Origin of the sequence: Candidatus Dechloromonas phosphoritropha, assembly GCA_016722705.1 — a bacterium.
In the GTDB taxonomy this organism is placed as follows: domain Bacteria; phylum Pseudomonadota; class Gammaproteobacteria; order Burkholderiales; family Rhodocyclaceae; genus Azonexus; species Azonexus phosphoritrophus.
The window spans coordinates 2,055,492-2,081,262 of record JADKGN010000004.1; the positions used below are offsets into that span (position 1 = coordinate 2,055,492).

Annotated in this window: 25 protein-coding genes and 1 pseudogene; 16 read left to right on the plus strand and 10 right to left on the minus strand. The window is 60.7% G+C overall.

Annotated features, from left to right (window positions below):
• Nucleotides 1-197: 197 nt before the first annotated feature.
• Nucleotides 198-587, plus strand: coding sequence for a hypothetical protein (locus IPP03_15620; protein ID MBL0354005.1), 390 nt, complete (start codon nucleotides 198-200; stop codon nucleotides 585-587).
• 169 nt (nucleotides 588-756) lie between these two features.
• On the opposite strand, the pseudogene IPP03_15625 reads toward IPP03_15620, so the two are convergent.
• Nucleotides 757-1,049: pseudogene (locus IPP03_15625) on the minus strand (hypothetical protein).
• Between the two features lie 446 nt (nucleotides 1,050-1,495).
• Between IPP03_15625 and IPP03_15630 the strand changes: the two are divergent.
• From IPP03_15630 to IPP03_15655, 6 genes are all read left to right on the plus strand, one after another.
• Nucleotides 1,496-3,136: a long-chain-fatty-acid--CoA ligase gene (locus IPP03_15630; GenBank protein ID MBL0354006.1), complete on the plus strand. Its 1,641-nt coding sequence runs from the start codon at nucleotides 1,496-1,498 to the stop codon at nucleotides 3,134-3,136.
• Between the two features lie 444 nt (nucleotides 3,137-3,580).
• A complete protein-coding gene (locus tag IPP03_15635) occupies nucleotides 3,581-4,918 on the plus strand; it encodes a sigma-54-dependent Fis family transcriptional regulator (protein ID MBL0354007.1) in 1,338 nt (445 codons plus the stop codon).
• A 551-nt stretch (nucleotides 4,919-5,469) separates the two neighbouring features.
• The gene (locus IPP03_15640) at nucleotides 5,470-6,927 is read left to right on the plus strand and encodes a hypothetical protein (protein ID MBL0354008.1); all 1,458 of its coding nucleotides are present in this window, start codon (nucleotides 5,470-5,472) and stop codon (nucleotides 6,925-6,927) included.
• A 76-nt stretch (nucleotides 6,928-7,003) separates the two neighbouring features.
• On the plus strand, nucleotides 7,004-7,366 hold the full coding sequence (locus tag IPP03_15645; protein MBL0354009.1) for a hypothetical protein: 363 nt from the start codon (nucleotides 7,004-7,006) through the stop codon (nucleotides 7,364-7,366).
• Nucleotides 7,366-8,064, plus strand: coding sequence for a C39 family peptidase (locus tag IPP03_15650; GenBank protein MBL0354010.1), 699 nt, complete (start codon nucleotides 7,366-7,368; stop codon nucleotides 8,062-8,064). The genes IPP03_15645 and IPP03_15650 overlap by 1 nt, the downstream gene beginning before the upstream one ends.
• A gap of 11 nt (nucleotides 8,065-8,075) precedes the next feature.
• Nucleotides 8,076-8,960: a hypothetical protein gene (locus IPP03_15655; protein MBL0354011.1), complete on the plus strand. Its 885-nt coding sequence runs from the start codon at nucleotides 8,076-8,078 to the stop codon at nucleotides 8,958-8,960.
• Between the two features lie 56 nt (nucleotides 8,961-9,016).
• Here IPP03_15655 and IPP03_15660 read toward each other — a convergent pair whose 3' ends face one another.
• The gene (locus IPP03_15660; GenBank protein MBL0354012.1) at nucleotides 9,017-10,231 is read right to left on the minus strand and encodes an IS4 family transposase; all 1,215 of its coding nucleotides are present in this window, start codon (nucleotides 10,229-10,231) and stop codon (nucleotides 9,017-9,019) included.
• Between the two features lie 239 nt (nucleotides 10,232-10,470).
• Here IPP03_15660 and IPP03_15665 point away from each other — a divergent pair, with 239 nt between their 5' ends.
• Both IPP03_15665 and IPP03_15670 read left to right on the plus strand, forming a co-directional pair.
• Complete coding sequence (locus IPP03_15665) at nucleotides 10,471-10,713, plus strand: hypothetical protein (GenBank protein MBL0354013.1); 243 nt, start codon at nucleotides 10,471-10,473, stop codon at nucleotides 10,711-10,713.
• Nucleotides 10,714-11,071: 358 nt separating this feature from the next.
• On the plus strand, nucleotides 11,072-11,785 hold the full coding sequence (locus IPP03_15670; GenBank protein ID MBL0354014.1) for a hypothetical protein: 714 nt from the start codon (nucleotides 11,072-11,074) through the stop codon (nucleotides 11,783-11,785).
• A 48-nt stretch (nucleotides 11,786-11,833) separates the two neighbouring features.
• On the opposite strand, the gene IPP03_15675 is transcribed toward IPP03_15670, so the two are convergent.
• A complete protein-coding gene (locus tag IPP03_15675) occupies nucleotides 11,834-13,102 on the minus strand; it encodes an MFS transporter (GenBank protein ID MBL0354015.1) in 1,269 nt (422 codons plus the stop codon).
• A 97-nt stretch (nucleotides 13,103-13,199) separates the two neighbouring features.
• Nucleotides 13,200-14,102 (minus strand): alpha/beta hydrolase, encoded by a 903-nt coding sequence (locus IPP03_15680; protein MBL0354016.1) that lies wholly within the window; start codon nucleotides 14,100-14,102, stop codon nucleotides 13,200-13,202.
• 57 nt (nucleotides 14,103-14,159) lie between these two features.
• On the opposite strand from IPP03_15680, the gene IPP03_15685 reads away from it, so the two are divergent.
• Genes IPP03_15685 through ubiD form a run of 4 tightly spaced genes read left to right on the plus strand, consistent with a single transcriptional unit; the run spans nucleotide 14,160 to nucleotide 18,913 of the window.
• Nucleotides 14,160-16,064: an MFS transporter gene (locus IPP03_15685; protein MBL0354017.1), complete on the plus strand. Its 1,905-nt coding sequence runs from the start codon at nucleotides 14,160-14,162 to the stop codon at nucleotides 16,062-16,064.
• A 40-nt stretch (nucleotides 16,065-16,104) separates the two neighbouring features.
• Entirely contained in the window at nucleotides 16,105-17,001 is an 897-nt protein-coding gene (ubiA, locus tag IPP03_15690; protein MBL0354018.1) for a 4-hydroxybenzoate octaprenyltransferase, read from the plus strand.
• Between the two features lie 5 nt (nucleotides 17,002-17,006).
• A complete protein-coding gene (locus IPP03_15695) occupies nucleotides 17,007-17,441 on the plus strand; it encodes a cytochrome C (GenBank protein ID MBL0354019.1) in 435 nt (144 codons plus the stop codon).
• Nucleotides 17,438-18,913: a 4-hydroxy-3-polyprenylbenzoate decarboxylase gene (gene ubiD / locus IPP03_15700; GenBank protein ID MBL0354020.1), complete on the plus strand. Its 1,476-nt coding sequence runs from the start codon at nucleotides 17,438-17,440 to the stop codon at nucleotides 18,911-18,913. Before IPP03_15695 ends, ubiD begins: the two co-directional genes overlap by 4 nt.
• A gap of 195 nt (nucleotides 18,914-19,108) precedes the next feature.
• On the opposite strand, the gene IPP03_15705 is transcribed toward ubiD, so the two are convergent.
• The 3 genes from IPP03_15705 to IPP03_15715 all read right to left on the minus strand — a co-directional run bounded on the left by IPP03_15705 (nucleotide 19,109) and on the right by IPP03_15715 (nucleotide 20,600).
• Nucleotides 19,109-19,426 carry a hypothetical protein gene (locus tag IPP03_15705; GenBank protein ID MBL0354021.1) on the minus strand — a complete coding sequence of 106 codons (318 nt, stop codon included), beginning with the start codon at nucleotides 19,424-19,426 and terminating at the stop codon, nucleotides 19,109-19,111.
• Between the two features lie 239 nt (nucleotides 19,427-19,665).
• Nucleotides 19,666-20,223: a hypothetical protein gene (locus IPP03_15710; GenBank protein ID MBL0354022.1), complete on the minus strand. Its 558-nt coding sequence runs from the start codon at nucleotides 20,221-20,223 to the stop codon at nucleotides 19,666-19,668.
• Entirely contained in the window at nucleotides 20,223-20,600 is a 378-nt protein-coding gene (locus IPP03_15715) for a winged helix-turn-helix domain-containing protein (protein ID MBL0354023.1), read from the minus strand. Before IPP03_15715 ends, IPP03_15710 begins: the two co-directional genes overlap by 1 nt.
• A gap of 380 nt (nucleotides 20,601-20,980) precedes the next feature.
• Between IPP03_15715 and IPP03_15720 the strand changes: the two genes are divergently transcribed.
• The 3 genes from IPP03_15720 to IPP03_15730 are packed head-to-tail and all read left to right on the plus strand — an operon-like array spanning nucleotide 20,981 to nucleotide 22,184.
• Complete coding sequence (locus IPP03_15720; GenBank protein MBL0354024.1) at nucleotides 20,981-21,292, plus strand: hypothetical protein; 312 nt, start codon at nucleotides 20,981-20,983, stop codon at nucleotides 21,290-21,292.
• Complete coding sequence (locus tag IPP03_15725; GenBank protein ID MBL0354025.1) at nucleotides 21,292-21,780, plus strand: GNAT family N-acetyltransferase; 489 nt, start codon at nucleotides 21,292-21,294, stop codon at nucleotides 21,778-21,780. Before IPP03_15720 ends, IPP03_15725 begins: the two co-directional genes overlap by 1 nt.
• Complete coding sequence (locus tag IPP03_15730; GenBank protein ID MBL0354026.1) at nucleotides 21,780-22,184, plus strand: hypothetical protein; 405 nt, start codon at nucleotides 21,780-21,782, stop codon at nucleotides 22,182-22,184. The genes IPP03_15725 and IPP03_15730 overlap by 1 nt, the downstream gene beginning before the upstream one ends.
• Nucleotides 22,185-22,190: 6 nt before the next feature.
• Here the strand turns inward: IPP03_15730 and IPP03_15735 are convergent, their stop codons facing one another.
• From IPP03_15735 to IPP03_15745, 3 genes are read right to left on the minus strand one after another with little or no spacing between them, the layout of a single operon-like run.
• Nucleotides 22,191-22,886, minus strand: coding sequence for a hypothetical protein (locus tag IPP03_15735; GenBank protein ID MBL0354027.1), 696 nt, complete (start codon nucleotides 22,884-22,886; stop codon nucleotides 22,191-22,193).
• A gap of 43 nt (nucleotides 22,887-22,929) precedes the next feature.
• A complete protein-coding gene (gene dacB / locus IPP03_15740; GenBank protein ID MBL0354028.1) occupies nucleotides 22,930-24,366 on the minus strand; it encodes a D-alanyl-D-alanine carboxypeptidase/D-alanyl-D-alanine-endopeptidase in 1,437 nt (478 codons plus the stop codon).
• On the minus strand, nucleotides 24,363-25,460 hold the full coding sequence (locus IPP03_15745; protein ID MBL0354029.1) for an alkene reductase: 1,098 nt from the start codon (nucleotides 25,458-25,460) through the stop codon (nucleotides 24,363-24,365). The genes dacB and IPP03_15745 overlap by 4 nt, the downstream gene beginning before the upstream one ends.
• Between the last annotated feature and the right edge of the window lie 311 nt (nucleotides 25,461-25,771).

Genomic DNA, 25,771 nt, shown 5'->3' on the forward strand with positions numbered 1-25,771 from the left:
CAGCATCCTTTACAACTGTGACGATCCCCTTCGCATGCCGTTCACGAAGCGCCTGAAGAACTTCGTCGACGACGTCGAGTTCCGGTCAGCCCCGGATATCGTGTTTCGGGGCGTAGTAAATAAGGTATTCAGGATGTCATGGACTCCGCTGATCCACGCCCGCCCATCCCATCGTCGAGCTACAATCAGTTCTGTTCATGAAAGGAGGGCAAGTCCGGATGTCTGATTCTCCAATATTGGTAATTGCCGCGCTCACGCTGGTCCTGGCGGCCTGCGGGAGCACACCCAAGGTCCCGCCCGCATCTCAGAATACACAGCTCGAACTGAAGCTTGCGAGCGGCACCTACAACTGCGAGCACAACGTGCGCATCAAGCTCGAGCGTGAAATCCGCAACCGCGTGACCCACAGCATCACGATCGTCTGGAATAGCAGCAGCTACCGGCTCGAGCGCGACCCTTCCTACTCGGGACTTCCACGGTACGAGGATGGCGCGAGCGGGCTGGTGTGGATCGACCTGCCGTGGAAGGGCTTGTTGCTGGACGGCAAGACCAACAAACCGCTGGTTAATGAATGTCGCCCCGCTTGAGAAAAGGGGAGGCCGGATTCAAATGGACTTGAACCCACCAGGGAGACGCTGAACAATTTGACGTCGATTTCCAAATCCAAGGCTGAATTGGGGTGAACTAGCCCTGTTTTATGGGAATTTCCGGCTTTCGGGGCACAGCATTGCATGGGGCGCTCATTATTGGGCCGGGTTAATGGATGCGCACTGGCAGTGTCAGATAGGGCAGGGTCGAACTGAGACTTTCCTTGCCTCTCCTGATTTCCATGCGCGCGATGGCTTGCAGGTGTACTTCGTCTGGCCCATCGGCATAGCGCAGCGCCCGGCCCCAGGTCCAGTGGTCGGCCAGCGGCGTCTTCGGGCTGTTGCTCATCGCCCCGAACGTCTGCGTCGCACGATCGCACACCGCGGTATGCACGCCCAGGACCAGTGCCTTGATCATCGAGATCTCCTGCGCGCTTCCTTGGCCCCGACGTTGTCGATCATCCAGGCGGCCTTGAGAGCCGGCGGGCGTGCCTGATCGATCTCGATTCGCGACTTCACGATTCATTCGCCGATGGTGAGCGATCGCTATGCCTGCATGTCTCGAATAGCACTGCTACTGGCACCGCAGTATGGATCACTACCAGGCGAATATCGGCTGCGCGGCAAGTTGACCGCGGCCATCGCAAACGCCGCACCTCCGTTAGCGGGCATGCGTCAGGCAGAAGGAATATTCCGGGACGGCCCCCGAAGAATGAGTGCCTGCCGACCTGACTTGAAGATGACTGTTCGCCATCGTGCCACATACATCCCCCCTGTTTCGAGTGGCTCAGGTGACCAGGCTTTGTATATTATGTGCGGCATTGCTTGCAGTGAGCGCAGCCGGGGCGCGCACCCTGCCCGAAAGAATGAATTCCAACGAACCCGAGCTAACCAGAGAAGGAGACATCATGGGCATGGGACTGATGCAGGACCGTCCGCTGCTGATTTCGACGCTGATCGAGCATGCGTCCAAGTTCCACAACGATGCGGAGATCGTTTCACGAACCTGCGAGGGTCCGATTCACCGTTGCACTTACGGCGACATTTCGCGCAGGTCCAAGCAGGTCGCCAACGCTCTGACGGAGCTCGGCGTCAAGCGCGGCGACCGGGTGGCGACTCTGGCTTGGAACGGCTACCGGCACATGGAACTCTATTACGGCGTTTCCGGCTCCGGGGCGGTGCTGCATACGATCAACCCGCGCCTTTTCCCCGAGCAGATCGAATACATCGCCAATCACGCCAAGGATCAGTTCGTTTTCTTCGATCTGACCTTCGTTCCGCTGATCGAGAAACTGGCGCCGCTGATGAAGACCGTGAAGGGCTTCGTGCTGTTGACCGACCGTAGCCACGTGCCCGACTGCAACATTCCCGGACTGCTATGCTATGAAGAACTCATCGGCCGCCAGAGCGGCGCATACGAATGGCCGGTGTTCGACGAAAACACCGCGTCATCGCTGTGCTACACATCGGGAACAATGGGCAATCCGAAGGGTGTTCTCTACTCGCACCGCTCATCGGTGCTGCATTCCTTCGCCGTCTGCTCGACTGATGTACTCGGACTGGGCGCGAAGGATTCGGCGCTGATGATCGTCCCGATGTTCCACGTCAATGCCTGGGGCATGCCCTATGCCGGTGCCATGTGTGGCGCCAAGTTGGTGATGCCCGGACCGGCGCTCGACGGCAAGAGCGTCTACGAGTTGATGCGCGACGAGAAGGTGACGCTGGCCCTCGGCGTTCCGACCGTCTGGATGATGCTGTTTCAGCATGTCGACGCCAACCGGCTCGCGCCGCGCGATGACCTTTGTGTCGAGCGCGTCGTCATTGGTGGCTCGGCCGCACCGCGCGCCATGTGCGAGAAGTTCGAGACCCAGTTCGGCGCCTTTGTCGTGCATGCCTGGGGAATGACCGAGATGTCCCCCCTAGGCACGGTCTGCAACTTGCTGCCCAAGCACAAGGATTACTCGCTCGACCAGCGCCTGAACCTGCAGGTCAAGCAGGGACGGGTGATCTACGGCGTAGACATGAAGATCACCGATGACGAGGGCAACAGCTTGCCGCACGATGGCAAGGCTTTCGGCCATCTGATGGTGCGCGGACCATGGGTCACCAGTGGCTACTTCAACGGCGAAGGCGGCGAGATCCTCGATGCCGAAGGCTTTTTCGATACCGGCGACGTCGCCACCCTCGACCCCGATGGTTACATGCAGATCACCGATCGCTCGAAGGACGTGATCAAGTCGGGTGGCGAATGGATCTCGTCGATCGACCTCGAGAATGCGGCGGTCGGGCACCCCGCCGTGGCGGAAGCCGCGGTGATCGGTGTGGCCCATGCCAAATGGCAGGAGCGCCCGCTCCTGATCATCGTCAGGAAGGCCGGCCAGGAAGTGACCTGCGAAGAGATGCTGAAATTCCTTGACGACAAGGTTGCCAAGTGGTGGCTGCCCGAGGATGTCATCTTCGCCGAAGATCTGCCGCACACTGCCACCGGCAAGCTGCAGAAGATGAAGCTGCGCGAACTGTTCAAGGATTACCGGTTCCCCGAAAACTGAAATTTTGCCAGGGAGGCCGTCAGGCCTGGCCTGTCCCGGCCTGACGCCGTTCATTTCTCCCGCACCCCCACCGTGCCGTGTCGGCTGCGGTCGACCGCCCGGTTTGGGCGGAAATGCTCTCGAACGTCCGAATTCGGTCGGGGGCACTGCTCAAGGCCCCCTTGACCCGGACTCACCCAAGTTCGTTCGGCAACCCGCCCGAAACCGGGATTGCCTGAATCCTGCGCGTTCTGGTCACAGCGCCGCATTCCTTTGCCACCGAACATGAGCGGCTGGTGATTTCTCGCCAAGTGTGAGTTATCTCTCGGTCAGTCCCGGCCCCATCGCAGTAGATTGAAGGCAGGTCAGGGGCGGCAGTTTTCATTTGCGGCATAAAATGCACCTGTTCCGGAAAACGGGCTTGCCAGGGGAAGAAGGATGTTGTGTGAATTACTGGGCACGAAAATGAAAACATGGCATGTATTGGCGGTCGATCCGCAAGATCATCTGCGTGACCAGCGGATCCTGATCTCGGCTGCTTCCCAGATTCTGCATTGCGCAGGATCCGTGGCCGAGGGCAAAGAGATCCTCCACAGGGATCATTGCAGTGTCGGACTGGTCGTCTTCGGCTCGCTGGCACCGGCGTTTCGCGAAGAGGTCGAGCAATTGATTTCAGCCACTCCGACGACCGAGTGGATTGCCGTCGTCACGCCGGAAACAATCGGCTCCAAGGCGTTGCAGACTTTCATCCTGAATGCCTTTCACGATTTCCATACGCTTCCGATCGACCCGAAACGGCTGGCGATGAGCATTGGCCATGCCTGCGGCAAAGCCGGATTGCGCCTCGCTCTCGCCGACCCGGATGACGCATCCGGACGTTTTGGAATCATCGGCGCCAGCCCGGTGATGATGAGATTCTTCCGTCAACTGGAGAAGGTGGTCGACGCCGATCTGCCGGTGCTGATCGGCGGTGAGTCGGGTACCGGCAAGGAACTGGTGGCAAAGGCTATTCACAGCCAATCGCCGCGCTCGCAAAAGCCCTTCGTCGTCGTCAACTGTGCCGCCATCCCGACCAATTTGATTCAGGCCGAGTTGTTCGGGTACGAAAAAGGCGCGTTTACTGGTGCGACGGAGCGCAAGATCGGCAAGATCGAAGCCGCCAATGGCGGTCTGCTGTTTTTTGATGAAATCGGCGACCTGCCGCTGGATCTCCAGGGAAATCTCTTGCGTGTCCTGCAGGAGCGCGCCGTCACCCGCCTTGGGTCAACCCGGGCGATCCCCGTCGATTTCCGGCTGGTTGCGGCAACGCACGTCGATTTGCACCAAGCCATCGTCGCCAAGCGTTTTCGCGAAGATCTCTTCTACCGCCTGAATGTCATCCACCTGCAATTGCCTTCGCTGCGGGAACGTAACGGCGACGTGGCTTTGCTTGCCAAAACGGTGCTCCGCAACTTTGCGTTGACCACGCCCAAATGCCGGGTGGTCGGTTTCACCGCCGAAGCCATGCGGGCTATCAATACTTACCACTGGCCGGGCAATGTTCGCGAACTCATCAACCGGGTTCGGCGAGGAGTGATCATGAGCGAAGGCAAGCTCGTCGGTTCCGACGACATGGGTTTCGAGCCCGCTGACCAGGAGGCGCCCGCCGTGACCCTCGAGGCGGCGCGCGCCTCGTTCGAACGCGATATTGTCGAAACCAGCCTGCGCGCCAACGGCAACAACGTAAGCAGGACCGCTCGTCAGCTCGGCGTTTCCCGTGTCACCCTCTATCGGGTGATAAACAAGCTAGGCATCACGTTGTAGGCATTCCCCGGCCTTTCTTCCGGAGAAGGGCGCTCGCGTATCCTTAATCTCCCCCGCAACCTGGCCTTACCCGCCGCGGCGGGTCCGTTGCGCACTTGTCGACATTCTTTCAACGCTCGGCGGAATCCGCCGCAGCCGCCACGAGCCGGAAATACCTGTAATTTCAATCTTGTTCAATCACGACGAAAAATGCGCTGGAAGCCGCGCAAATCAACGGCTTCTCCTTACCGAGGCCCCTCGCTGGCTCGCTGTATCACTGTCGTTACAGGCGACTACGGCGAGCGAAAATCCTTGTGTCGTCATGACATAGGCGACCCGAGCGGGTTCATGAAACGGCAGATTCCGGGGTTTTGGTGACCGGCTGTTTCACATTCGTTACACATTCAGCCACACTGAACCGACGCCCCAATTCTTGTTATACATGAATAACAGTAAAAACAATGACTTGAAAAAATTTCTTGTTCCTGGCACAGGCATTGCTTAGAAGGTAACAGGAGGGCGTGGCATGAGGCTTCGACCACTTCTAATATTTCTTGATTGGAGGATTTACAATGAACAAGACTCTTTTGGCAGTGGCCGTTGCTTTGGCCTACAGTGTGACTCCCGCTTGGGCGGACGGGCGTGGTGATCCGTCGCTTCAAGTTGACGCGAAGGTCGACAATGTCGCCAACAACAACAGCGACAACAGGGACCAAAGCGACAACAGGGACCAAAGCGCCGGGGCGCTCGGGTTGGGCAGCACCGCAAACAGTGGTGGTGGGACGGCAACGTCCAGCTTTGACAATGCTTTCAACACCAGCAAGGCGATTGCCAAGGTCGAATTGACTGGTACCGTTACCGGTAACACGGTGTACGGTATCGGCAACGTTGTTGGTAACACTGGCTCCACCAACGGCGCCGCCGGTGGCAAGGGTGGCAAGGGCTATGGCGGTGCTGGCACCGGCGGCACCGGCGGCAATTCCGGTAATGGCGGCAATGGCGGCGCGGGCGGCAATGCCGGGCAAACCGGCAATGCTGGTTCCAGCACTGGCGGTAGTGGCGGTGCAACCGCAGCCGTCAGTAATGGCAGCGCTACCGCCGGATATGCCAGCAATGGCAGCGCCACCAATGGCAGCGCTGGCAATGGTGGCTCGGCTGAAGGAGCATATAGCGCCAACTTGAGCAGCACCAAGGCCAAGACCGGCGATAGCGCTGCATTGGGCGCCGGTATGGGCGGCAGCACTTACGGCATTAGCGCCGGCCAAGGCGGCCCCGCTGGCGCAACCAATTCCACCACCGGAGGTTCTGCCGGTGCGATGGGTGCTGGCTTGGGTGGTCCTGCCGGTTCAATGCAGAACGCTGGCGCGGGCTCCGGCAAGGATGACGGGAAATCATACGGGTTCGGGTCGGGTGGCGGCACTCAGACGGCAACCAATACCGGCGGCGCGGGTAGCGGTGCTGCAAACGCCAACGGTGGTGGCGCCACTGGCGCTGCGACAAGCGCTGCGGCTGGCGCTGGCACGGGTGGTGGCGTGAACGGCACCGGCGGCGCCGGCAGCGGCACGGGTCAGTCCTACTCCGGCGCTGGGACGGCGAACGGTGGCGCCAGCACCAGCACGGCTACCAACACTGGTGGTGCCGGTGGTAAAAATGGATCTGCGACCAACGGCGGCGCTTCGACCTCGGCCTCGAACGGTAGCGCCTCCGCAACAGCCGGTAACGGTGCTACTGCTGCGGCCGGTGGGGCCAGTGGTTCCAGTACCGGTGGCAATGGTGCGGTCGGCGCCGTCAGTGGCGCCGGCGGCACCGGCAACGGTGGTGCAGGTGGGGTCGGCAACGGCGCTGTCGGTGGCGCCGGTGGTGCGGGTGGCTCCATCGCTCTTGATGCAGGCATCTTCAACATGTCCAACAACATGAGCAGCGTCGGTCAATCCGCCGCCGGCATCATGGTGGCAGCCCAGAACAGTGGCATGAACGCCATGGTCCAGCAAGGGGTCAATGTTATGGCTACTGTAAACGTCGGCAAGTAAGTTGTAATCGGTCCTGGGGCCTCCCGGCCCCAGGACTTTTTGCTTTTCATGAAAGGGGAAAAACGTGAAAGCAATTATGCATTCCCGTTGTTTGATCGTAACGACCTTGCTCGGCGCTGCCTTCCTTCCGCTTCAGGCCAGTGCCGAAGAGGCTGACCAGGCGGTAATGTTGCGCGCGGGAGACATTTTCGGCATTGCCGCGGTCGACAGTCAGGATCTTGCGTTTTCCCGTGGCGGCGCCGAACTCGACATCACGCTCAACGATGTCAAGAGCCATGGCGCGGTGAGCAACAACCAGGCCTCCAACCTGACAACGGGTAGTAACTTTGTAAACGACGGTTCGTTCGCTGGTGCGGCTGGTTTCTCGACGGTGGTCCAGAATTCCGGCAACAACGTGTTGATCCAGAACGCGACCATCATCAACTTGCAGGTTAAATGATGTTCTCCTCTGCGATCCGGAATCTCTGCTTCCTTTCGGTGTTGGTCAGCGCCTTTGGCGTTTCGGCTGCCCCCAGGGGGTTCGTTGATCTTCCGGCGCAGGCGGGCGCTTCATACTCAGCGCCAGTCGTCAGCATGAAGGAACAGCGCTTCCAGAAGACCCTCCATCAACAATACGATTTCAGTTGCGGGTCGGCCGCGCTGGCCACCCTGCTGACCCACCATTACAACTTCCCGGTCAGTGAGCAGGACGTCTTTCGCGAAATGTTCACACGTGGTGATCAGGCAAAGATCAAGAAGGAAGGCTTCTCCTTGCTTGACATCAAAAATTATCTCGCCAGCCACGGCTTCGAGGCTGACGGCTACGTCACTGAGCTTGACAAGCTTTCTGCCGCCAAAGTGCCGGCCATCGTTCTGCTTAAGGAACAGGGCTATTACCATTTCGTCGTGGTCAAGGGCTTGCGTGATGGCCGGGTTCTGATTGGCGACCCGTCTTCAGGCACTCGCGCCATTTCAAGAAGCAAATTCACCGAGATCTGGGCCAACAATATTCTGTTCGTGATCAAGAACAAGCTGGAAATTGCCCGGTTCAACACCGACCGCGATTGGCAGGCCGCTCCCGCCAGCCCCATCGCCGCCGGCCACCAACGCGGGGGCGCCGACTACAACCTGGCCAAGCGCGGGCCTGCGGATTTCTGACGGAGATGGCAATGATCTTCTCTCGCCTCCAACTCTCCAGTTTGCTGGTCGCCAGCGGGATGGCGGTGTCCGTCCAGTTCTTGGCGAGCAGCCTGGAAATCCTGATTTTCGGGAATATCATCCAGACTGCGAGTGCCAATGGCGACGATGATGCCGGCAGTGCAAGCCGGATGCTCGCCGGTGGCCCGCACAGTCAGGCGTGTGCCGTGGCCAAGCGCCGCGCGCTTCAGGTAGCACCGGAGCTCCTTTCGCTCGCCCCATGGCCGCTCGACGACCAGTTACCTGCCGAATGCACTACCGTTCCGCAAGGTTCAGTGGCTGTGGTCGATGAGGCGCTACCGGCGGGTACCGAGATTGCCGATGCGTCGCCCGCTGTCGCCGTCTTGGCTGACGTGGCCGATGCCGAAAAGCCTCTCGCCAAGAAATCATCAGGTCAAACACCTCGGACGCTTGATGCATCGCAACTCCTGGGCCAGCAACTTGCTGCCCTGGATACGTCCGCGCTCGACGAAGTTCGTGGTGGCTTTGAACTCGAAGGCAGCAGCCTCAAGTTCACCATTGGTATCGAGCGGGCTGTCTACATCAACGGCAACCTAGTAGCCACCAACGTTCTCAACCTCAAGGATCTCCAGTCGACCGTGGGCGGCACGAGCGTGGTGGGGGCATTGCCGGTAGCACCTTCAAGCGCGCTGGTCGTGCAGAACGGAGCTGGCAATTACGTTCCCACTCAGGTCGTCCAGAATCCAACGGCAACGGTCATCCAGAACACTCTGGACAACCAGAAGATTCAGAGCGTCACGACCATCAATGCAAGCGTCAACAGCATTCAGATGACGCGCGCGATGTCCGTCCAGAACGCAATCCAGTACGGTATCGTCAGTTCGTTGCGTCGCTGAACATATATATATATTACTGGCCGACCGCCACCCAATCCTCTCAACTTAGCCCATAGTCATACGGCGGGTTTGTAAGCAAAGGACAGGTGAGGCTTTCGCGGGTTTGGCCGAGGTCGAGCACGATCAGGGATAAATTTCTGAAGGTTTTTGACGATTTCCGAGAAGATTTCCTTGGTAACTCGGGTGGTGATTTGCTGCACACCCGCCAAGACTCGGGGCAAGATACGACGTACGGTATTGAAGGCCATCGTCCGATTCACTCGCCATGGCGAATCGCTGGGCAGCCGCTCTTCCGCAGCCAGGTAGGCGGCCAGGGCATTGAGATTGTCACACACCATCTTGGCCCCAACATCCTGGCAGGCGGCCAGCCAAGTCAGGCCGGACGTGTGCTCCAGATTGAGCCGGTGTTTGATGCGCTTGAACGCCTCCTCGATACGCCAACGGCTGTGATAAAGGGCTGAGAAGCTTGTGGCCGGATACCGCGCGGTATCAAGCAAGGAGGTCATCAAGACCCGTACCTTGCCAGTCGGCGTCACCTGACGAATCAGGCGAACCATAGAAGGCAGACGCGGACACTCGTAATCAATGGCATCCTGACGATGCGGTGGCGGCAATGTCACCTGCGCCTCATCTTCTCCGGATCGCATGAACTGGGTGATGGCAGAAAAGGAAGCGGACGAATCACAGCGTATGCAAAAGGGGATACCTCGATGCAACAGCGCCGCGACCAACCAGGCACCCGGATACCCGCGATCAAGCACCAGCATGTCCTGAGCACCGAGTCGGTCAAGCCGCTCAAACAACATCTGACGTTCGCCGACCAGCGAACTGTGCAAAATCAGCGAGTCGAACAATTCGATCCCTGGCCGAAACAAACCGAAGATGGCCGCTTCTCGAATATGGCGGCGCCCTTCCAGGTCAAGCAAGGTCAGACGTACCTTCGATGCATCCGCCGCCAAGACCCGCAAGCCTTGCCAGTCCGGCTGCTGCGGAACGACCTCATCGACCAGGCGCAGCAATTCTGTATTGAGCGGCTCAAAGAGATTGGCGACCAGATGGCTGCGCGCCTTTGAGAAGGCACTGGCCGTGATCGCCCGACAAAGGCGGGTTCTTCCGGCAAGCAGGGCAAAGCAGGAATCAAGCTCCGCCTGAACTGCGCCGCGAATGCCGGTGAGCAGGAAAGCGATCAGATTCGTGAATGGCAATTCACGGTTTCGGGTGAAAAACCGAGGCTCGCGGCGGGCGGCGGCAAGGAAATTGGCGCCATGAATGTAGTCCGTTAGCCGTGAAACGATATTGGCATATTTAGGCCGTCATATAAAGCCTATTTATATCAATTGGTTACATGCTCGATTATATCTTGGCGCGGCCAGATGGCAAAGTTGCCAAAATTAGATGACAGACCGCTAAGTCAAGAGGATTGGGTCGCCGGGTAGCCATCAAGTTGTATGATGTGTGATTTTTCACAGACCTGTAAAATTTCTTGTGCACGCTCAGGAGCAAGCCAACTATGAATTCCGCTGCAAAAGCACAACACGCTTTGGACGCAATGAAGGCGGCCATTCTTGAGGAACTGGCTAATTATCCTGATGGTGCTGGTAATAGTGTGCTTGCCAGAAAACTCGGCCTTGAAAGCGACTTCCAAGGAAAACAAAAAAACTATTTATCATGGTCTGTGATTGGATTGCTGGTCAACGAGGGGCATGTGGTGTTCGAAAAGCGTGGACACAATGTCTTTTACAAGCTTCCCTAATTATCCGCGTTGGCGGGCCATCGGCCAGCTGCGTTTGCAGCAAATTGCTGAATTTCACCGTTAATCTGTTTTACGGAGCACATTGACATGGCAAAAATGACTACCTGTATCTTGAGTGGCCGGTTGACTAACATTGACTCGGCAATTGATCTCAAAGACTCTGCACCTGCTATTCAGCAAGATTTTCGCTGCACAGAGTGCAATCAGCCAGTACGCCCTCACAGAGCTGGAGGTCACGCCGCAGCACATTTCGAGCATTTGGAGCGCAACCCAGACTGTTCTAATAGTCATTTTGCACGATAAGCGTAGGAATCGAAATTTTGTACTGAACAGAGAGCGCCTTGTAGTTGCCGGTGCGTTGTTCCTCGTCCAACCGGTCGTTGGTGTCGCAGCTATCGCCGACCCGGATCGCCGTGCCGAGCGTGTTCACTTCGCCAAGGGCGCGACCTCGACGGTCGTCAAGGGACCGATCAAGGGTGATCACTACATCGACTATCAGCTGCGCGCTGGCGCCGGGCAGACCTTGAGCGTCGAGATGAAAACCGGCAACGCCTCCGGCTATTTCAACATCAACCCGCCTGGTAGCGAGGTCGCGATGTTCATCGGCAGCACCTCCGGCAACCGGTTCTCGGGCGTTTTGCCAATGGACGGCGATTACAGCACTCGCGTCTATCTGATGCGCAATGCCGCTCGGCGCAAGGAATCGGCCCGGTACACCTTGACACTTGACGTCAGCGGCCAGGCGCTGGTGGCCATTCCGCCGGCGCAGGATGCGCTGATTCCCGGTACGCCTTTCCATGCCTCGGCAAAGATTGCATGCACGCTACCCTTCGACGCCAAAACGAAAGAATGCGGCGCCTTCGTCATCCGTCGCGGTTTCGATGGGACGGCGACCGTCGAGGTACGTTGGGGCGAGGGATTTAAGCGGCGCATCCTGTTTGTCAGGCACGAGATGATCGCGGCGGATTCGACGGAGCCGACAGTCTTCGAGCGCCGCAGCAATTTCACCATCGTCCGCCTGGGCGGTGACGAGCGTTTCGAGATTCAGGAAGCGTTGGTTACCGGCGGCTGAAATTTGCCCTGAATCCGGTGTCGACCGCGACAGGCCGTGTCGCCCGGATCAGCCGGCCTCGGCGGCGCGCCGGCCTCGTTCGGGATCGACGCCGGCCAGGATGGCGAGCCCGGCGACGAAGAACGCGCCGGTGGCGAGCATGGCCAGGCGGTGGTCGCCGCCCGAAATCCAACTCACCGCGCCGTAGGTCAGTGGGCCGAGAATCGACGACAGCTTCACCGAGACGCCCCACAAGCCGAAGAATTCCGCCCGTCGCGCCTCCGGGCTCAGGTAGCCGACCAGCGCGCGGCCGGCCGACTGGCTGGCGCCCATGCACAGGCCGGCGAGGTTCGCAGCCACCCAGAACAGCCCGGGACCGTCGGCCCGCCAGGCGACCAGCGTGGTCACGAGCCAGCAGGCCAGCGTAAAGGCGACGGCGCGCACGTGCCCAATGCGGTCCTGGAACTGGCCGAAGACGAAGGCGCCGATGCTGGCGGTGATGTTGACCACCAGCAGCATCAGCAGGGTTTGCTGCGTCCCGAAGCCCATCGCCTGCTGCGCGTAGATGGCGGCGATCGAAATTACCGTCTGCACGCCGGCCTGGTAGAGCAGGATGCAGACGAGGAAGCGCGCGAGGTCGCGATAGCGGCCGGCCTGCCGGATCGTCTCGCGGAACCGGGCGAAGGTCTGCGCGTAGGCGCCGCTTGCTTGGCGCTGGGGCAGGGCGCGCTCCTTCAGAATCATGAAGGTCGGCAGGCTGGCAATGGCGAAGATTGCGGCGGTGATCAGCATCGTCACCGGCACGTACTGTGCGGCGGTTTGTCCCTGTGCCTGGGCGAAGACTACATAGGCGAAGCACACGCCGAGACTGAGGAGGCCGCCAACGTAGCCGAAAGCCCAGCCCCACCCGGAGACCTTGCCCAGAGCCGACCCCTTGGCAAGTTCGGGCAGGAAGGCGGCGATCAGGTTCTCGCCGGTACCGAAGAAGAAATTCGAGATTATCAGGGCGGTGATGGCGATGGCGAGATCTCCCGGCCCGGCGAAATACAGCGCCACGGTTCCCGCTATGCAGCCGACGGTGGTGACGGCAAGCGCCTTCTTTTTGGCCGCGTGTGCGTCGGCCCAGGTGCCGATGAATGGCGCCGTGACCACGATCGCCGCGTAGGAGACCGACAGCGCGGCGGTCCACGCGAAGGTAGCCCAGGTGGCGTTGCCGGCCACGACAGCGACGAAATAGGCGTTGAAAATCGCCGTGACGACGACCGTCGTATAGCCTGAATTGGCGAAGTCGTAGCAGGCCCAGGACCACACTTCGCGTGGTCGCACGCCTTCGTTCAGGTAGTCGGAGGCCTGGCTCACCGGGTTGTCCTCGTTGCGGACGAAATCGCCATCCAGCCTCCCGGATCTGTCTGCCGCCGCCGGCGAACGGGCGGCATCAACCGGCGCTTTCCTGAGTGAACGCCGCTTCGATGATCCGCGCCACCTCCGCCGGCTGGTCGTGGTGCAGCATGTGGTCGGTATTGTCGATCCACTCCACGCTCAGGTTGGCGAAACAGGCCTGACGGGCCTCCCAGTCACCGGGGCGGGTCGCGAAGTCGCGGATGATCCACGAGTCGCGGCCGACAACCCAGAGCACCGGGCAGGTGATCTGCCTCCAGATGGCCATCGATTCCTCCAGTCGGAACAGGTAGGGGGCGGGCGCCTTGTGCCAGGGGTCGCCGTTCCAGATGATGCCGTGGCGGCGCTGGCCGGCCTTGTTCTCGCCGTCGCCGATGCGGGCGAGGTGCTTGGCGAGGAATTCGGCGCGTTCCGGCGTCAGGAAACGGTCGGTGTGCAGCAATCGGCGCGCGAAGGCGGCGCGATCCTGGTAAACGTGCATGCGCGGCGGTCTTTGCAAGGTATCCAGCCATTGCTGATAGCGTTCCGGCGCCACGTCGGGCTGGTGCGGGGCGATACCGAAGCCTTCCAGCGAGATCAGGCTTTCGATGCGCTCGGGCCGGATGCCGGCATACAGGCAGGCGATGATGCCGCCCATGCTGTGTCCGGCGATCCTGACCTTCCCTTTCGGTGCATAGCGATCGAGGATGGCTTCGAGATCGCCGATGTGCTCGGCGAAGAAATAGGGGCGGCTCAGCCAGTCCGAGAGTCCGAAGCCGCGCCAGTCGGGGGCGACGATGTTCCAGTCGTGCTTGAGTTCATCGACGACGAACTGGAGCGAGGCGGAAACGTCCATCCAGCCGTGCAGCATGAACAGGGTCGGCGCCTTCGGGTTGCCCCAGCGCCTGACGTGCAGGCGGACGTCGGGGAGGTCAAGATATTCGGAGCGGGAAGTGAGCATGTCGGAGATAATGCCGTTTTTCAAGCTGCGATTCTGACACGTGAATACGGATATTGAATGAGTGATGCTACTGAAAAATCTGCCGGCGGGCAGTTTCGTCTTCTAAGCACCAAGCGCTTCGCCCCTCTTTTCCTGACCCAGTTCCTCGGCGCGTTCAACGACAATCTTTTCAAGAACGCCCTGATCGTGCTGGTGACATTCCAGTCGGCGCAATGGACGTCGCTGCGCCCGGAAATTCTCGCCAATCTGGCTGCCGGGCTGTTCATCCTGCCTTTCTTCTTTTTTTCGGCAACGGCGGGGCAACTCGCCGACAAGTACGACAAGGCCATGCTCGCGCGGCTGACGAAGCTGCTCGAAATCGGGATCATGATTGTCGCCATCGCCGGCTTCCTGTTGCACAACCTGGCCCTTTTGCTGGCCGCGCTGTTCCTGCTCGGCCTGCAATCGACGCTGTTCGGGCCGGTCAAGTACGCGATCCTGCCGCAGCATTTGCGCGAGGATGAACTGGTCGGCGGCAATGCCCAGGTCGAGGCCGGAACCTTCGTCGCCATCCTGATCGGGACGCTGTCCGGCGGTCTTCTTGCCGGGGCCGGGGTTGATGCGGTGTGGATCGCCATGGCCGGGCTTGGCGTCGCCGTCGCCGGCTATCTTGTCAGTCGCGGCATCCCGGAAGCGCCGCCGCCGGCGCCAGAACTTGTGGTCAACGTCAATCCGTTGAGCGAAACCTGGCGCAACATCGGCTTCGCGCGTGAGAACCGGACGGTCTTCCTGTCGATCCTCGGCATCTCCTGGTTCTGGCTCTACGGCGCGTTGTTTCTCGCGCAGCTTCCAGCCTACGGCAAGATCGTGCTGGGTGGCGGCGAAGGGGCGGTGACCCTGCTGCTGGCGGTGTTTACGGTCGGCATCGGCGTCGGTTCGCTGCTCTGTGAACGGCTTTCGGCGCGTCATGTCGAGCTCGGGCTGGTGCCGCTGGGATCGATCGGTCTGACCATCTTCGGGCTTGACCTCGCCCTGGCATCGATGGCGCTGCCGCCGGTGACGCGCGAACTGCCGGTCGCCGCGCTCCTTGGTCAGTCAGGCGTCTGGCGGGTGCTCGTCGATCTGCTGCTGCTCGGCATGTTCGGCGGCTTCTTCATCGTGCCGCTGTATGCGCTGGTGCAACTGCGCAGCACTGCGGACAAGCGGGCGCGGATCATTGCCGCCAACAACATCATCAATGCATTCTTCATGGTGCTCGGGGCGCTTGCCGCAGCCGCCATGTTCGCGGGAGGGCTGTCGATCCCGCTGTTGTTCGCCGTCGCCGCCATCTGCAATGCCGCCGTCGCCGTCTTCATCTACGGGCTGGTGCCCGAGTTTCTGCTACGTTTCATCGCCTGGGTGTTGATCCACCTTTTCTACCGCCTCCAGGCGCGCGGCGTTGAACACATTCCGCACGAAGGCGCCGCGCTGGTCGTCTGCAACCACGTCAGCTTCGTCGATCCGGTCATCCTGATGGCCGTGTCGCCGCGCCCGATCCGCTTTGTCATGGACCACCGCATTTTCCGGACACCGATCATTTCGTTCATCTTCCGCCACAGCCGGGCGATTCCGATCGCCCCGGCCAAAGAGGATGCAGCGATGATGGAACGCGCTTTCGACGAAGTTTCGGCGGCGCTCAGGGAAGGCGAACTGGTCGGCATCTTTCCCGAGGGGCAGATCACCGACAATGGCGAAATCTGTCCCTTCCGCCCCGGCGTCACGCGCATCGTCGAACGCGACCCGGTGCCGGTCATTCCGCTGGCGCTGCGTGGGTTGTGGGGCAGCTTCTATTCACGCAAGGGCGGCCCGGCAATGAGCAAACCCTTCCGCCGCCCGCTGTTCTCAAAGATTGCCGTCGTTGGCGCGCCACCGGTGGCGCCGGCTGAAGCGACACCCGAAAACTTGCAGCAGATCGTCGAGCACCTGCGCGGTGACTGGAAGTAGCAGCAGGAAGTAACAGAACAGTCGGGTAAAATCCTCAATCATGGCACTGCAACTCGACCGGATCAGAGAACGTCTCGACCTCTACGAAAAGCTGATGCGGCTCGACAAGCCGATCGGCATTTTGCTGCTGGTGTGGCCGACCTTGTGGGCACTGTGGCTGTCGTCGCTCGGCAAGCCGGACTGGATCGTCCTCTGGGTGTTTGTGCTCGGCACCGTGCTGATGCGTTCGGCTGGTTGCGTTATCAACGACTACGCCGACCGCGACTTCGATTGCCATGTCGAGCGCACGAAGGAGCGTCCGCTGACCGCCGGCAAGGTGTCGACGAAGGAAGCGCTTGCTCTCTCCGCCGGGCTTTCGCTGTGCGCCTTCCTGCTGGTGCTGATGCTCAGCAACCCGCTGGTGATCTGGCTGTCGCTGCCGGCGCTTTTTCTTGCCGTCAGCTATCCGTACACCAAGCGTTTCTTCGCGCTGCCGCAGGCCTACCTCGGCGTTGCCTTCGGCTTCGGCATTCCGATGGCCTACGCCGCACACCTCGGCAGCGTACCGGCCGAAGCGTGGTGGCTGCTGCTCGCCAATGTGTTCTGGGCGATCGCCTACGACACCGAATATGCCATGGTCGACCGTGCAGATGACCAGAAGATCGGCATCAAAACCTCGGCCATTACCTTCGGGCGCTTCGACGTCGCGGCAGTGATGATCTGCTACGCTGCGACCCTGTTGATCATCGGCTGGATTGGCCGGGGGCTGCATCTGGGCTGGGCATTTTATGCCGGACTGGTAGTTGCGGCAGGCATCTTCGGGGTGCACTACACATGGATTCGTGACCGCGAGCGGATGGCCTGCTTCAAAGCCTTTCTGCACAACAACTGGGCTGGCGCGGCGATCTTTGCCGGGATCGTCGTCGATTTTCTGGTTTCCGGAAGGACCTTTGGATGAAAGCCCTGTTTTTTGGCCTTTTTCTGGCGTTGACCGCAACAGTGGGGAGTTCAGGGCTGGCGCTTGCCGACGATGCCCGCGAACTGGTCAAGTTGCCGCCAGCGGCACAGGACAGCTTGCGTGAGGAAATGCAGGGAAATCTCGTCGCCCTCAACGAAGTGTTGTCGCTAATGGCGGCAGGCCAAGTCAAGGAGGCCGGCGAAGTGGCCGAGGCCAAACTTGGCCGTTCCGCCATGGGCAAGCATCGCAACAAGCCATTCGATGCCCGGCCCGGCCCGTACATGCCGCCGGCCATGCACGGCATCGGCATGGATGGTCACCAGGCAGCCAGCGAATTCGCCGCCGCAGCCAGGACCGGCAACCGTGACAAGGCGCTGGCCTTGCTGCCTAATCTGACGACGGCTTGCGTCGCCTGCCATTTCTCGTACCGGACGCGATGAAATACCACGACCTGCGCGACTTCATGTCGCAGCTGGAAAAAGCCGGCGAGCTGAAGCGAGTCGGTATCGAGGTCGATACCCACCTCGAAATGACCGAAATCTGCGACCGTGTGTTGCGTGCGGAAGGCCCAGCGATTCTGTTCGAGAAGCCGCGCAGTGGCCAGACCCGGCACACGATTCCAGTTCTGGCCAACCTGTTCGGCACGCCGAAACGGGTGGCGCTCGGCATGGGCGAGGAATCGGTGCAGGCGCTACGCGAAGTCGGCAAGTTGCTCGCCTATTTGAAGGAGCCGGAGCCGCCCAAGGGGCTGAAGGATGCCTGGCACAAGCTGCCGATTTTGAAACAGGTCATGAATATGGCACCGAAAACGGTGTCGACCGCGCCATGTCAGGAAGTGGTCTGGGAAGGCAAGGATGTCGATCTGGCCAAATTGCCGATCCAGCATTGCTGGCCGGGCGACATTGCGCCGCTGATCACCTGGGGGCTGGTAGTCACCAAAGGGCCGCACAAGTCCCGGCAGAATCTAGGCATCTACCGCCAGCAGGTGCTCGGCCCGAACAAGGTGATCATGCGCTGGCTGGCGCATCGCGGTGGGGCGCTGGATTTTCGCGATCACCAGTTGGCCAATCCCGGCCAGCCTTTCCCGGTCGCCGTCGTGCTCGGCTGCGATCCGGCGACCATTCTTGGTGCCGTGACGCCGGTGCCCGATTCCCTTTCGGAATATCAGTTTGCCGGCCTGCTGCGTGGTGGCAAAACCGAGCTGGTCAAATGCCTCGGCTCCGCTTTGCAAGTGCCTGCCTCGGCTGAAATCGTGCTCGAAGGCGTGATTCATCCCGACGAAATGGCGCTGGAGGGCCCGTACGGCGACCACACCGGCTACTACAACGAGCAGGCGGAATTCCCAGTATTCACTATCGAGCGCATGACCATGCGCAAGAACCCGGTCTATCACAGCACCTACACCGGCAAGCCGCCCGACGAGCCGGCCGTGCTCGGCGTCGCGCTCAATGAAGTCTTCGTGCCGCTGTTGCAGAAGCAATACCCGGAAATTGTCGATTTCTATCTGCCACCGGAGGGCTGCTCGTACCGGATGGCCATCGTGTCGATCAAGAAGCAGTATCCCGGCCACGCCAAGCGGATCATGTTCGGCATCTGGAGCTTCCTGCGCCAGTTCATGTACACCAAGACGATCATCGTCGTTGACGACGACATCGATATCCGCGACTGGAAGGAAGTGGTATGGGCGATGACGACGCGCATGGATGCCAGCCGCGACACGACGCTGGTCGATAACACGCCGATCGACTATCTCGATTTCGCCAGCCCGGTTGCCGGCCTCGGCTCCAAGATGGGGCTGGACGCGACCAACAAATGGCCGGGTGAGACGAACCGCGAATGGGGGCGGCCGATTGTCATGGATGCCTGGGTCCAGCAGCGCGTTGATGCGCTGTGGCAGGACCTAGGCTTGTGAGTGAAGTAACCCTCCGACCGTTTTCGGTCAGGAAAAGCGAAGGGTTGGGCGGGCGTTTTCGCCAGGATCACCAATCCCCGGACTTTGAGGATTCGCTCGCTACGCCCGCTGCCGCATGGGCGGTGCCTGGTTCCGCTTTTTCCGGAGAAGCGGTGGCGGGGCCAACGCCCGGGTTGCTTGTTACAGACTTGCCAGCTAGCGCGCCGGCGGGCTTTGTGTAGCGCTTTCGGGAACTGCCTCAGGAGCCAGCGACGCTCCGGGTTCGACGTTGTTCAGGTCGGTCCTGGCATTTTCCGGCATGCCGTGGGACGGGTTCGGCTTCAGAGGGCTGACTGTCGATCGCGAGACCATGTATTCCCTGTACTCGGAAGTCCGGCTACCGCTCCCAATCATCAGATCAATGCCGACATAGATCAGCAAGGACAATCCAAGCACCGTCCAGATCATATCCCGGAACCTGGGTGGTTCGGTGGGCGTCGTTTCAGACTGTCCCTTGGTCAGCCCCTCTTTCATCGTAGTTTCATCCCGCTCCCCGTTTGCTTGATCAACCTCAACCAGCCTGCGACCCGTTTGTGGTCACCTCGCATGCACTGCACCTCAAGGAGAAAGGCTTTGAAGAATTCGCTTGATAACTGCCACGCTGACAGTTAATGGTAGGCAACGACATGTCCGGTGTCAAGCGTGGCTTTTGTCAAATGTTGGTTGAAGAAGCCAAGAAGGCCGGAATCCAACTGGACCGCTGTCGCAGGCGCTTAACGCCTGGCAAGATGGGATAGTCTGCGCAGCACCTGCGAAGCTATGAACAGCACTATAAGCGTACCAACCAGGTCGCCGATGAGCATGGGCATCACCCCTGTCATCCAGTCGTGTGTCTGGTCACGCAAATGAAAATAGAAGTTCGCGATCGTTGAGCTCGCCACCCCACTCAACGTCGAGATTGCTGCCAATTGGGCAAACGTCATGCCTTTCAGGTCCGGCTCGGACCTCATCCATCTCGTCATCAAGCGGACCGCGAGCAGAGGTGACAACGAGGATATGGACGACAGGATAAGCGAGTCTGCAAGGTTGACCCCCACGACGGGATCACAGGTGATCAGGGTTCCGATAAACAACCCCGCGACGGCGCTCAAATCAAGCACCAACACGGACAGGACCCGCAACGCGGCCGGCAAGAAGACCCAATTGATGTAGGGACTTACTTCTACGGCCGAAAACAGCCAGTGGTTGACTCTGAACAATACGACCCACAGCGTGGCAACTGCGCAGACCTCGACCAGTTGAACCTTGATCGAGTCGGATTGATCGCGCATCACGCGCCCTGGGCACGTTCCAGGCAACGCCCCAATCTGTCGAAGTATTGATCCGTACGTGTTGTCGGCATCACGTAACGCACGCGCTGGTCGTTGGCATCCGCGCCAAAAGCTATCAATCCCTTCGATTCCAGAGTTTTCAATCGTCTGTATACGGTGCGTTCAGATGCATCGGGCACCATGCGTGCCGCTTCGCTTACCGGAATTCTCTGATTGGCATACCAGGCTGTCGCCAGCATGTTGAGCAAGCGCTCTTCGATATTGTCCAGCGCAGGCAAGCTCGGCATCTGGCGCATGGCATGTGCAAGGTGCAGGAACTTCAAGTACTTCAACGAATGCTCGGTCGGGGGCATTGCCGAATGATAGCCGATGTTCATGCGGTTGACAGCTTCATGCATGTTGGCGGCCGCGAAGGCGTTATCGGCGCTTGGCAACACACCAACCGGATTGGCGCCGGGAGCCGTCCCAAAACGCGACGGGTTGATAGGACGCCAATACCCATTTTGAAGAGGTAATATAATGTCGACCGTCGTTAATTAGAAAGGGCGGGCCACGATGCCCAAACCGATTCGCGATCTGCTCGGTTTGTCCGCTGACAGTCGTGTCGATTTTGTTGCGGAGCCCGATGGCACCGTTTGTCTCGTGCGTTGCGACGATGCGCCACCGCAGTCAGCACGTGTTGCCGCGTTGCGCGGGTCGGCCGCGGTTCGGGTGAACGCCGCGCGATGCTTGCGCTGACTCGCGGGGAGTGTTCCGCATGGTTCTTGTCGATACGCACGTAATGCTTGATGTCGCCGAAGATGATGCGCTATCGGCTGATGGGTCGCAAGGGCAGCTTGAGCGATCGGCCGTGAGCGAGATGTTGGCGATCAATCCCGTCATCTGCAGCGAACTGTCCATAACTCATACCCGGTCCGAGGAGATGGAAACAATTCCTGAAGCCATCGCTTTGCCGGTGATCCAGATCCCTCGCCGGGCGCTCTTTCCGGGTGGCAAGCCTTTTCTCGGCGTCGGCCGTTACCGGGGCTGCTTCCCCACGCTCGCGTTCATCGCGCCCGAGCTGTGTTGATGTTGCAACTTGTCGCGGTCGACCTGAAAATCGAGGCCATTTCCACAGCCTGGCTGGAACTGCTCGATCATTACGCGCGTGACCCGATGGGCGGCGGCGAGGGTTTGCCCGACTACGCCAAATCCCATCTCGTCATGGCATTGCAAAACCAACCGGGTTTTCACGGCGCGTTGGCGTATGACGGCGAACAGGCGGTCGGCCTGATTAACTGTTTTCTCGGTTTTTCCACCTTTGCCGGCCGGCCGCTGCTCAACATTCACGACGTCGTCGTGCATGCCGATTATCGCCGCCAGGGCATCGGCCAGGCCTTGCTGCGCTGGGCTGAAGAGCGTGCACGCGAACTCGGGTGCTGCAAGCTGACCCTGGAAATCCTCTCGGGCAATGCGCAGGCAATGGCATCCTACATGCGCGCGGGGTATGCTCCCTATGTGCTCGACCCTGCCGCTGGGCAGGCCCTGCTGATACAAAAACTTCTTCCGGAGCCGTAATGCAAGAACCCATTCCCGCTGCCAACCTGCAAGGCGTTCGCCCTTCGCTGGTGCAACTGACCCATATCATCTACGGCCTGCACGCCATTGCCGTGCTGGTCGGCGTCACTTCCGCGGCGACCGTCGCCGGTGGCTTCGTCTTCGGCCTGCCGTCGTTGATCGCCGTCTTCCTCAATTACCTGAAGCGCAGCGACGTCAATGGCACCTGGCTGGAAACCCATTTCCGCTGGCAGATCCGTACCTTCTGGTTCACTGCGCTGTGGCTGGTTGTCTATGGCCTGCTGATCATCACCATCATTGGTATCCCTATCGCCTGGATTCTCATCGCCCTCCTCGGCCTGTGGGTCGCCTACCGCGTCATTCGCGGCTGGGTAGCACTGGCTGGGGTACGCCCGATCGTCTGAAGTCGCTCATTCAGAATACTCACTGATGTCGCGCAGTGAAGCCGCATAGGTATGGTGCAGTTGCTCACTACCATAGCGGTGCGCGCTGCCAACCGGGCAGGCGACGCGCGCCAGGCAGGTGAAGGCGCAGGCCGAGTCGGCCTCTCGGCGATACTTAAGACATTTTTGCAGCGCGAATTTGCCATCAACCATCGCCGAGGCGGGACAGGCAGCGACGCAAGGCCGGGAGGCGCAGGTGGCGCATGGACTGGCGTCCTCCAAGGCGCATCCATGAGCGTTGCGGTCGACCGCTGAAATGGCTGCAAAATGCGTGTCGGCCAGAACGGCAGCGCGGTAGGCGAACCAGGTTCCCCAGTCGGCGTCGATGCCGAGCATGAACGGTGTCGGTTGGTGCCAGCCGGCCAGTGCGCCGAGGCGTTGCAGTGGGATCGCCTGCGCATCGGGATAGACGATGGCGTAGTGATGGCCGGGCAGTTCCTCGGCCATCCACTGCCTGACAGCGCGCAGCGTGAAGTCGTCGATCGGGTCGCGGCCGGTGATGCCCGATTTGCCAACCGCTTGCCAAAGCGCCGTGCCGCCATGGCCGATCAGGATCAGTTGCCGGTAACCCGCGGTCTGCACGCTGCGTTGCCCGAAAATGTCGTCCGGCAACGCGTCGAGATCGAAAATCGCCTGCCGGTTGAGGCCGCAGCGGTCGAGCATGACACCGGGGAAGGGCTGGGGAGCGGTCACCGTGCCTGGCGTCCTACTCGCTTTCGAGCACGACGTTCTTCTCGCCGACCCGCCGCTGGGCGACCCACAGCAACAGGGCGTCGATCGCCGCGCTGCCGGCCCGGGCGCGTGGATCGTTGATCAGGAAGCTGACAGCGTAGCGCTGACCCTGGGCGTCGAGCGCAAAACCGGCGGCAGCCTTGACGCCGTTGATCGTGCCGGTCTTGATATGGGCACGGCCGCTGGCTTCGGAATCCTTGAGGCGTTTCTTCATCGTGCCGTCGGCGCCGACAATCGGCATGCTCGACACGAATTCCGGCATCACCGGGTTTTTCCAGGCATCGAGCAGCAGGCGGTTGAGGCTGTCGGCGCTGATTCGTTCGTTGCGTGAAAGGCCGGAGCCGTTTTCGATTTCCAGTTCGGAAAAGTGCAGGCCGCGCGCATTCAGCCATTCGCCAATTCGTTCCTGTGCGCGTTCGGCGGTCGCCGGCCCCCTTTCATTGCCCAGCGTCAGGAAAACCTGGCGCGCCATCACGTTATTGCTGTACTTGTTGATGTCGCGCACGATGTCGGCCAGTGGCGGCGATTCGTGCGTGGCGATCAGTTGGGCGCCCGGCGCGAGCGTGCCGCCACGTACCTGCCCGTCAAAGGTGCCGCCGAGTTCCTGCCACAAGGCGCGAATCAGGCCGCCGGCCTGGCCATCGGCGGGCAGCGGCGACAGGTTCAGGGTCTTTTCGCCGCAACGCGCGCTGTAGGTGCCGGAGAATTCGAGGCGGTCGCCGTTGCTTTCGGGAATCAGGCGGACGTTGATCAGATCCTTCCAGTTGCTGCCGCAGCGGCCTTCACCGCTGCGCAACTGGTTGTCGACGCGCAATCCGGTGCTCGGCGTTTCCAGCAGCACGCGTGGCCGGGCATTGTCGGGCAGCAGCGCGAAACGCAGCGCGCGCAGGTTGATCAGCAGGCCGTCGGGGCCGACGTTGTAGGGGCGCATCGGCTTGTCGTCGAAGGCGCCGGGGTCAATGGCGGGGACGTCGAAAACGGTGCGGTCGAGGACGATGTCGCCACGAATTTTCTGGATACCGCGCACGCGCAACTGGCGCAGCAGATCCCACAGGTGCTCGATGGCAAAGCGCGGGTCGCCGCTGCCCTTGAGATACAAATTTCCGTTCAAAACGCCGTCGACCGCAGAGGTTTCCGTCCACACCGTGGTTTTCCACGTCCATGCCGGGCCGAGCAGGTCGAGCGCCGCGTAGGTGGTGACCAGCTTCATGACCGAGGCCGGGTTCATCGGTTGTGCCGCGTTGTGGGCGACTAGCGGCTGTGCGGTGCCGACCGGCTGAACGACTATGGAAACGTTGGCCGTGGGAATCTGTGCCGCCTTGAGCGCCTGCAGCACGCTCGGTGGCAAACCGCCGGCTAGTGCCGGTAGGGCCAGGATGGCCAGTGTCAGCAGCGTGGCGAGGCGCTTCATGCTGCGGACGTCGGGTAGTCGACGTAACCTTGTTCGCCACCCTGGTAGAAAGTCTTCATGTCAGCTTCATTGAGCGGCGCGTTGGCGGCGAAACGCTCGACCAGGTCGGGGTTGGCGATCCATGCACGGCCGTAGGCCACGGCATCGCACAGGTCGGCGGCCAGCCGCGCTTCGCCGGAGGCCTGGTCGAAGCCGCCATTGGCGACGATCGGCATCGTTGCCAGCGGGCGGAAACGGGCGCCGACATCGGCCAGGCCGTAAGCGGTATCGTCGAGTTGGCCGGGCTGGAAGGGTTCGCTTAGATGGAGAAAGGCGAGGCTGTAGCCATTGGCGCGCCGGATGACGTGCTCCCACATCGGCAACGTGTCTTCATCAACGCTAACGCCATGGAAACGGTTCATCATCGGATTCAGGCGGAAGCCGACACGGTTGAAGGGCATGACCTGGCCGACGGCATCAAGCACTTCAAAGAAAAAGCGCGCGCGGTTTTCATGGCTGCCGCCGTACTCGTCATCGCGCAGGTTGGCCTGCCGCGAGAAGAACTGGTGGAACAGGTAAGCGTTGGACGAATGAATTTCGATTCCGTCGAATCCGGCGGCCATGGCATTGGCGGCAGCCTGCCGGAAATCGGCGACGACTCCGCTGATCTCGTGGCGGGTCAGCGCATGCGGCGTCACGGTGTCGGGATTCCCGGTGGTCGAAAACATCTTCCATTCCGGGTTGACCGCAGACGGCGCCACCGGCGGCTGGCCGTCGTGGAATTCCGGCAGCGACAGGCGGCCGCAGTGCCAGAGCTGGCAGACGATCAGTCCGTCTTTGGCATGCACGGCTTCGGTGACCAGTCGCCAGCCGGCGACCTGCTCATCCGACCAGATGCCCGGCGTGAACGGGTAGCCGCGAGCCTGCGGCGAGACGACGGCGCCTTCGGAAACGATCAGTCCGGCACCGGCGCGCTGCGCGTAGTAGCAGGCCATCATTTCGGTCGGTACATAGCCAGGATTGTCACAGCGGCAGCGCGTCAGCGGCGCCATGACGACGCGGTTCTTCAGTTCGAGGGCGCCGAGGCGGACGGGGGTGAGCAGAAGTTGGGGCATGGCGATGGAATGATGAGCCTGAAAGCGCACCATTCTACTTGTCGGGGGCGCTTCGCGGAATTGGGCTGACGATCCCAATGAGCCCCGCTGAATTACGGCTCGGCTGGCGAAGGCGCCGGTCAGCCACGAGACCATCTCCACGGCGCTTTACGCGATGCCGCGCCGGGAGTTGCCTAGCGGGTCGAGCGTATCGTCGACAGCGAAATCGGCATCCAGCCACCGGAAGATGTGGCACCGATGCGCGCCAACGGGGTTCATGCCTTCGTGGTCAGCAAGGTTTTCATGCGGGCGCCGTCTCCCGGGGCGGAACT

Coding starts and splice junctions, on each gene's coding strand:
- IPP03_15620 (MBL0354005.1), top strand. CDS start 198: ATGAAAGGAGGGCAAGTCCGGATGTCTGATTCTCCAATATTGGTAATT.
- IPP03_15630 (MBL0354006.1), top strand. CDS start 1,496: ATGGGCATGGGACTGATGCAGGACCGTCCGCTGCTGATTTCGACGCTG.
- IPP03_15635 (MBL0354007.1), top strand. CDS start 3,581: ATGAAAACATGGCATGTATTGGCGGTCGATCCGCAAGATCATCTGCGT.
- IPP03_15640 (MBL0354008.1), top strand. CDS start 5,470: ATGAACAAGACTCTTTTGGCAGTGGCCGTTGCTTTGGCCTACAGTGTG.
- IPP03_15645 (MBL0354009.1), top strand. CDS start 7,004: ATGCATTCCCGTTGTTTGATCGTAACGACCTTGCTCGGCGCTGCCTTC.
- IPP03_15650 (MBL0354010.1), top strand. CDS start 7,366: ATGTTCTCCTCTGCGATCCGGAATCTCTGCTTCCTTTCGGTGTTGGTC.
- IPP03_15655 (MBL0354011.1), top strand. CDS start 8,076: ATGATCTTCTCTCGCCTCCAACTCTCCAGTTTGCTGGTCGCCAGCGGG.
- IPP03_15665 (MBL0354013.1), top strand. CDS start 10,471: ATGAATTCCGCTGCAAAAGCACAACACGCTTTGGACGCAATGAAGGCG.
- IPP03_15680 (MBL0354016.1), bottom strand. CDS start 14,102: ATGCTCACTTCCCGCTCCGAATATCTTGACCTCCCCGACGTCCGCCTG.
- IPP03_15685 (MBL0354017.1), top strand. CDS start 14,160: ATGAGTGATGCTACTGAAAAATCTGCCGGCGGGCAGTTTCGTCTTCTA.
- ubiA (MBL0354018.1), top strand. CDS start 16,105: ATGGCACTGCAACTCGACCGGATCAGAGAACGTCTCGACCTCTACGAA.
- ubiD (MBL0354020.1), top strand. CDS start 17,438: ATGAAATACCACGACCTGCGCGACTTCATGTCGCAGCTGGAAAAAGCC.
- IPP03_15705 (MBL0354021.1), bottom strand. CDS start 19,426: ATGAAAGAGGGGCTGACCAAGGGACAGTCTGAAACGACGCCCACCGAA.
- IPP03_15710 (MBL0354022.1), bottom strand. CDS start 20,223: ATGCGCGATCAATCCGACTCGATCAAGGTTCAACTGGTCGAGGTCTGC.
- IPP03_15715 (MBL0354023.1), bottom strand. CDS start 20,600: ATGAACATCGGCTATCATTCGGCAATGCCCCCGACCGAGCATTCGTTG.
- IPP03_15720 (MBL0354024.1), top strand. CDS start 20,981: ATGGTTCTTGTCGATACGCACGTAATGCTTGATGTCGCCGAAGATGAT.
- IPP03_15725 (MBL0354025.1), top strand. CDS start 21,292: ATGTTGCAACTTGTCGCGGTCGACCTGAAAATCGAGGCCATTTCCACA.
- IPP03_15730 (MBL0354026.1), top strand. CDS start 21,780: ATGCAAGAACCCATTCCCGCTGCCAACCTGCAAGGCGTTCGCCCTTCG.
- IPP03_15735 (MBL0354027.1), bottom strand. CDS start 22,886: ATGCTCGACCGCTGCGGCCTCAACCGGCAGGCGATTTTCGATCTCGAC.
- dacB (MBL0354028.1), bottom strand. CDS start 24,366: ATGAAGCGCCTCGCCACGCTGCTGACACTGGCCATCCTGGCCCTACCG.
- IPP03_15745 (MBL0354029.1), bottom strand. CDS start 25,460: ATGCCCCAACTTCTGCTCACCCCCGTCCGCCTCGGCGCCCTCGAACTG.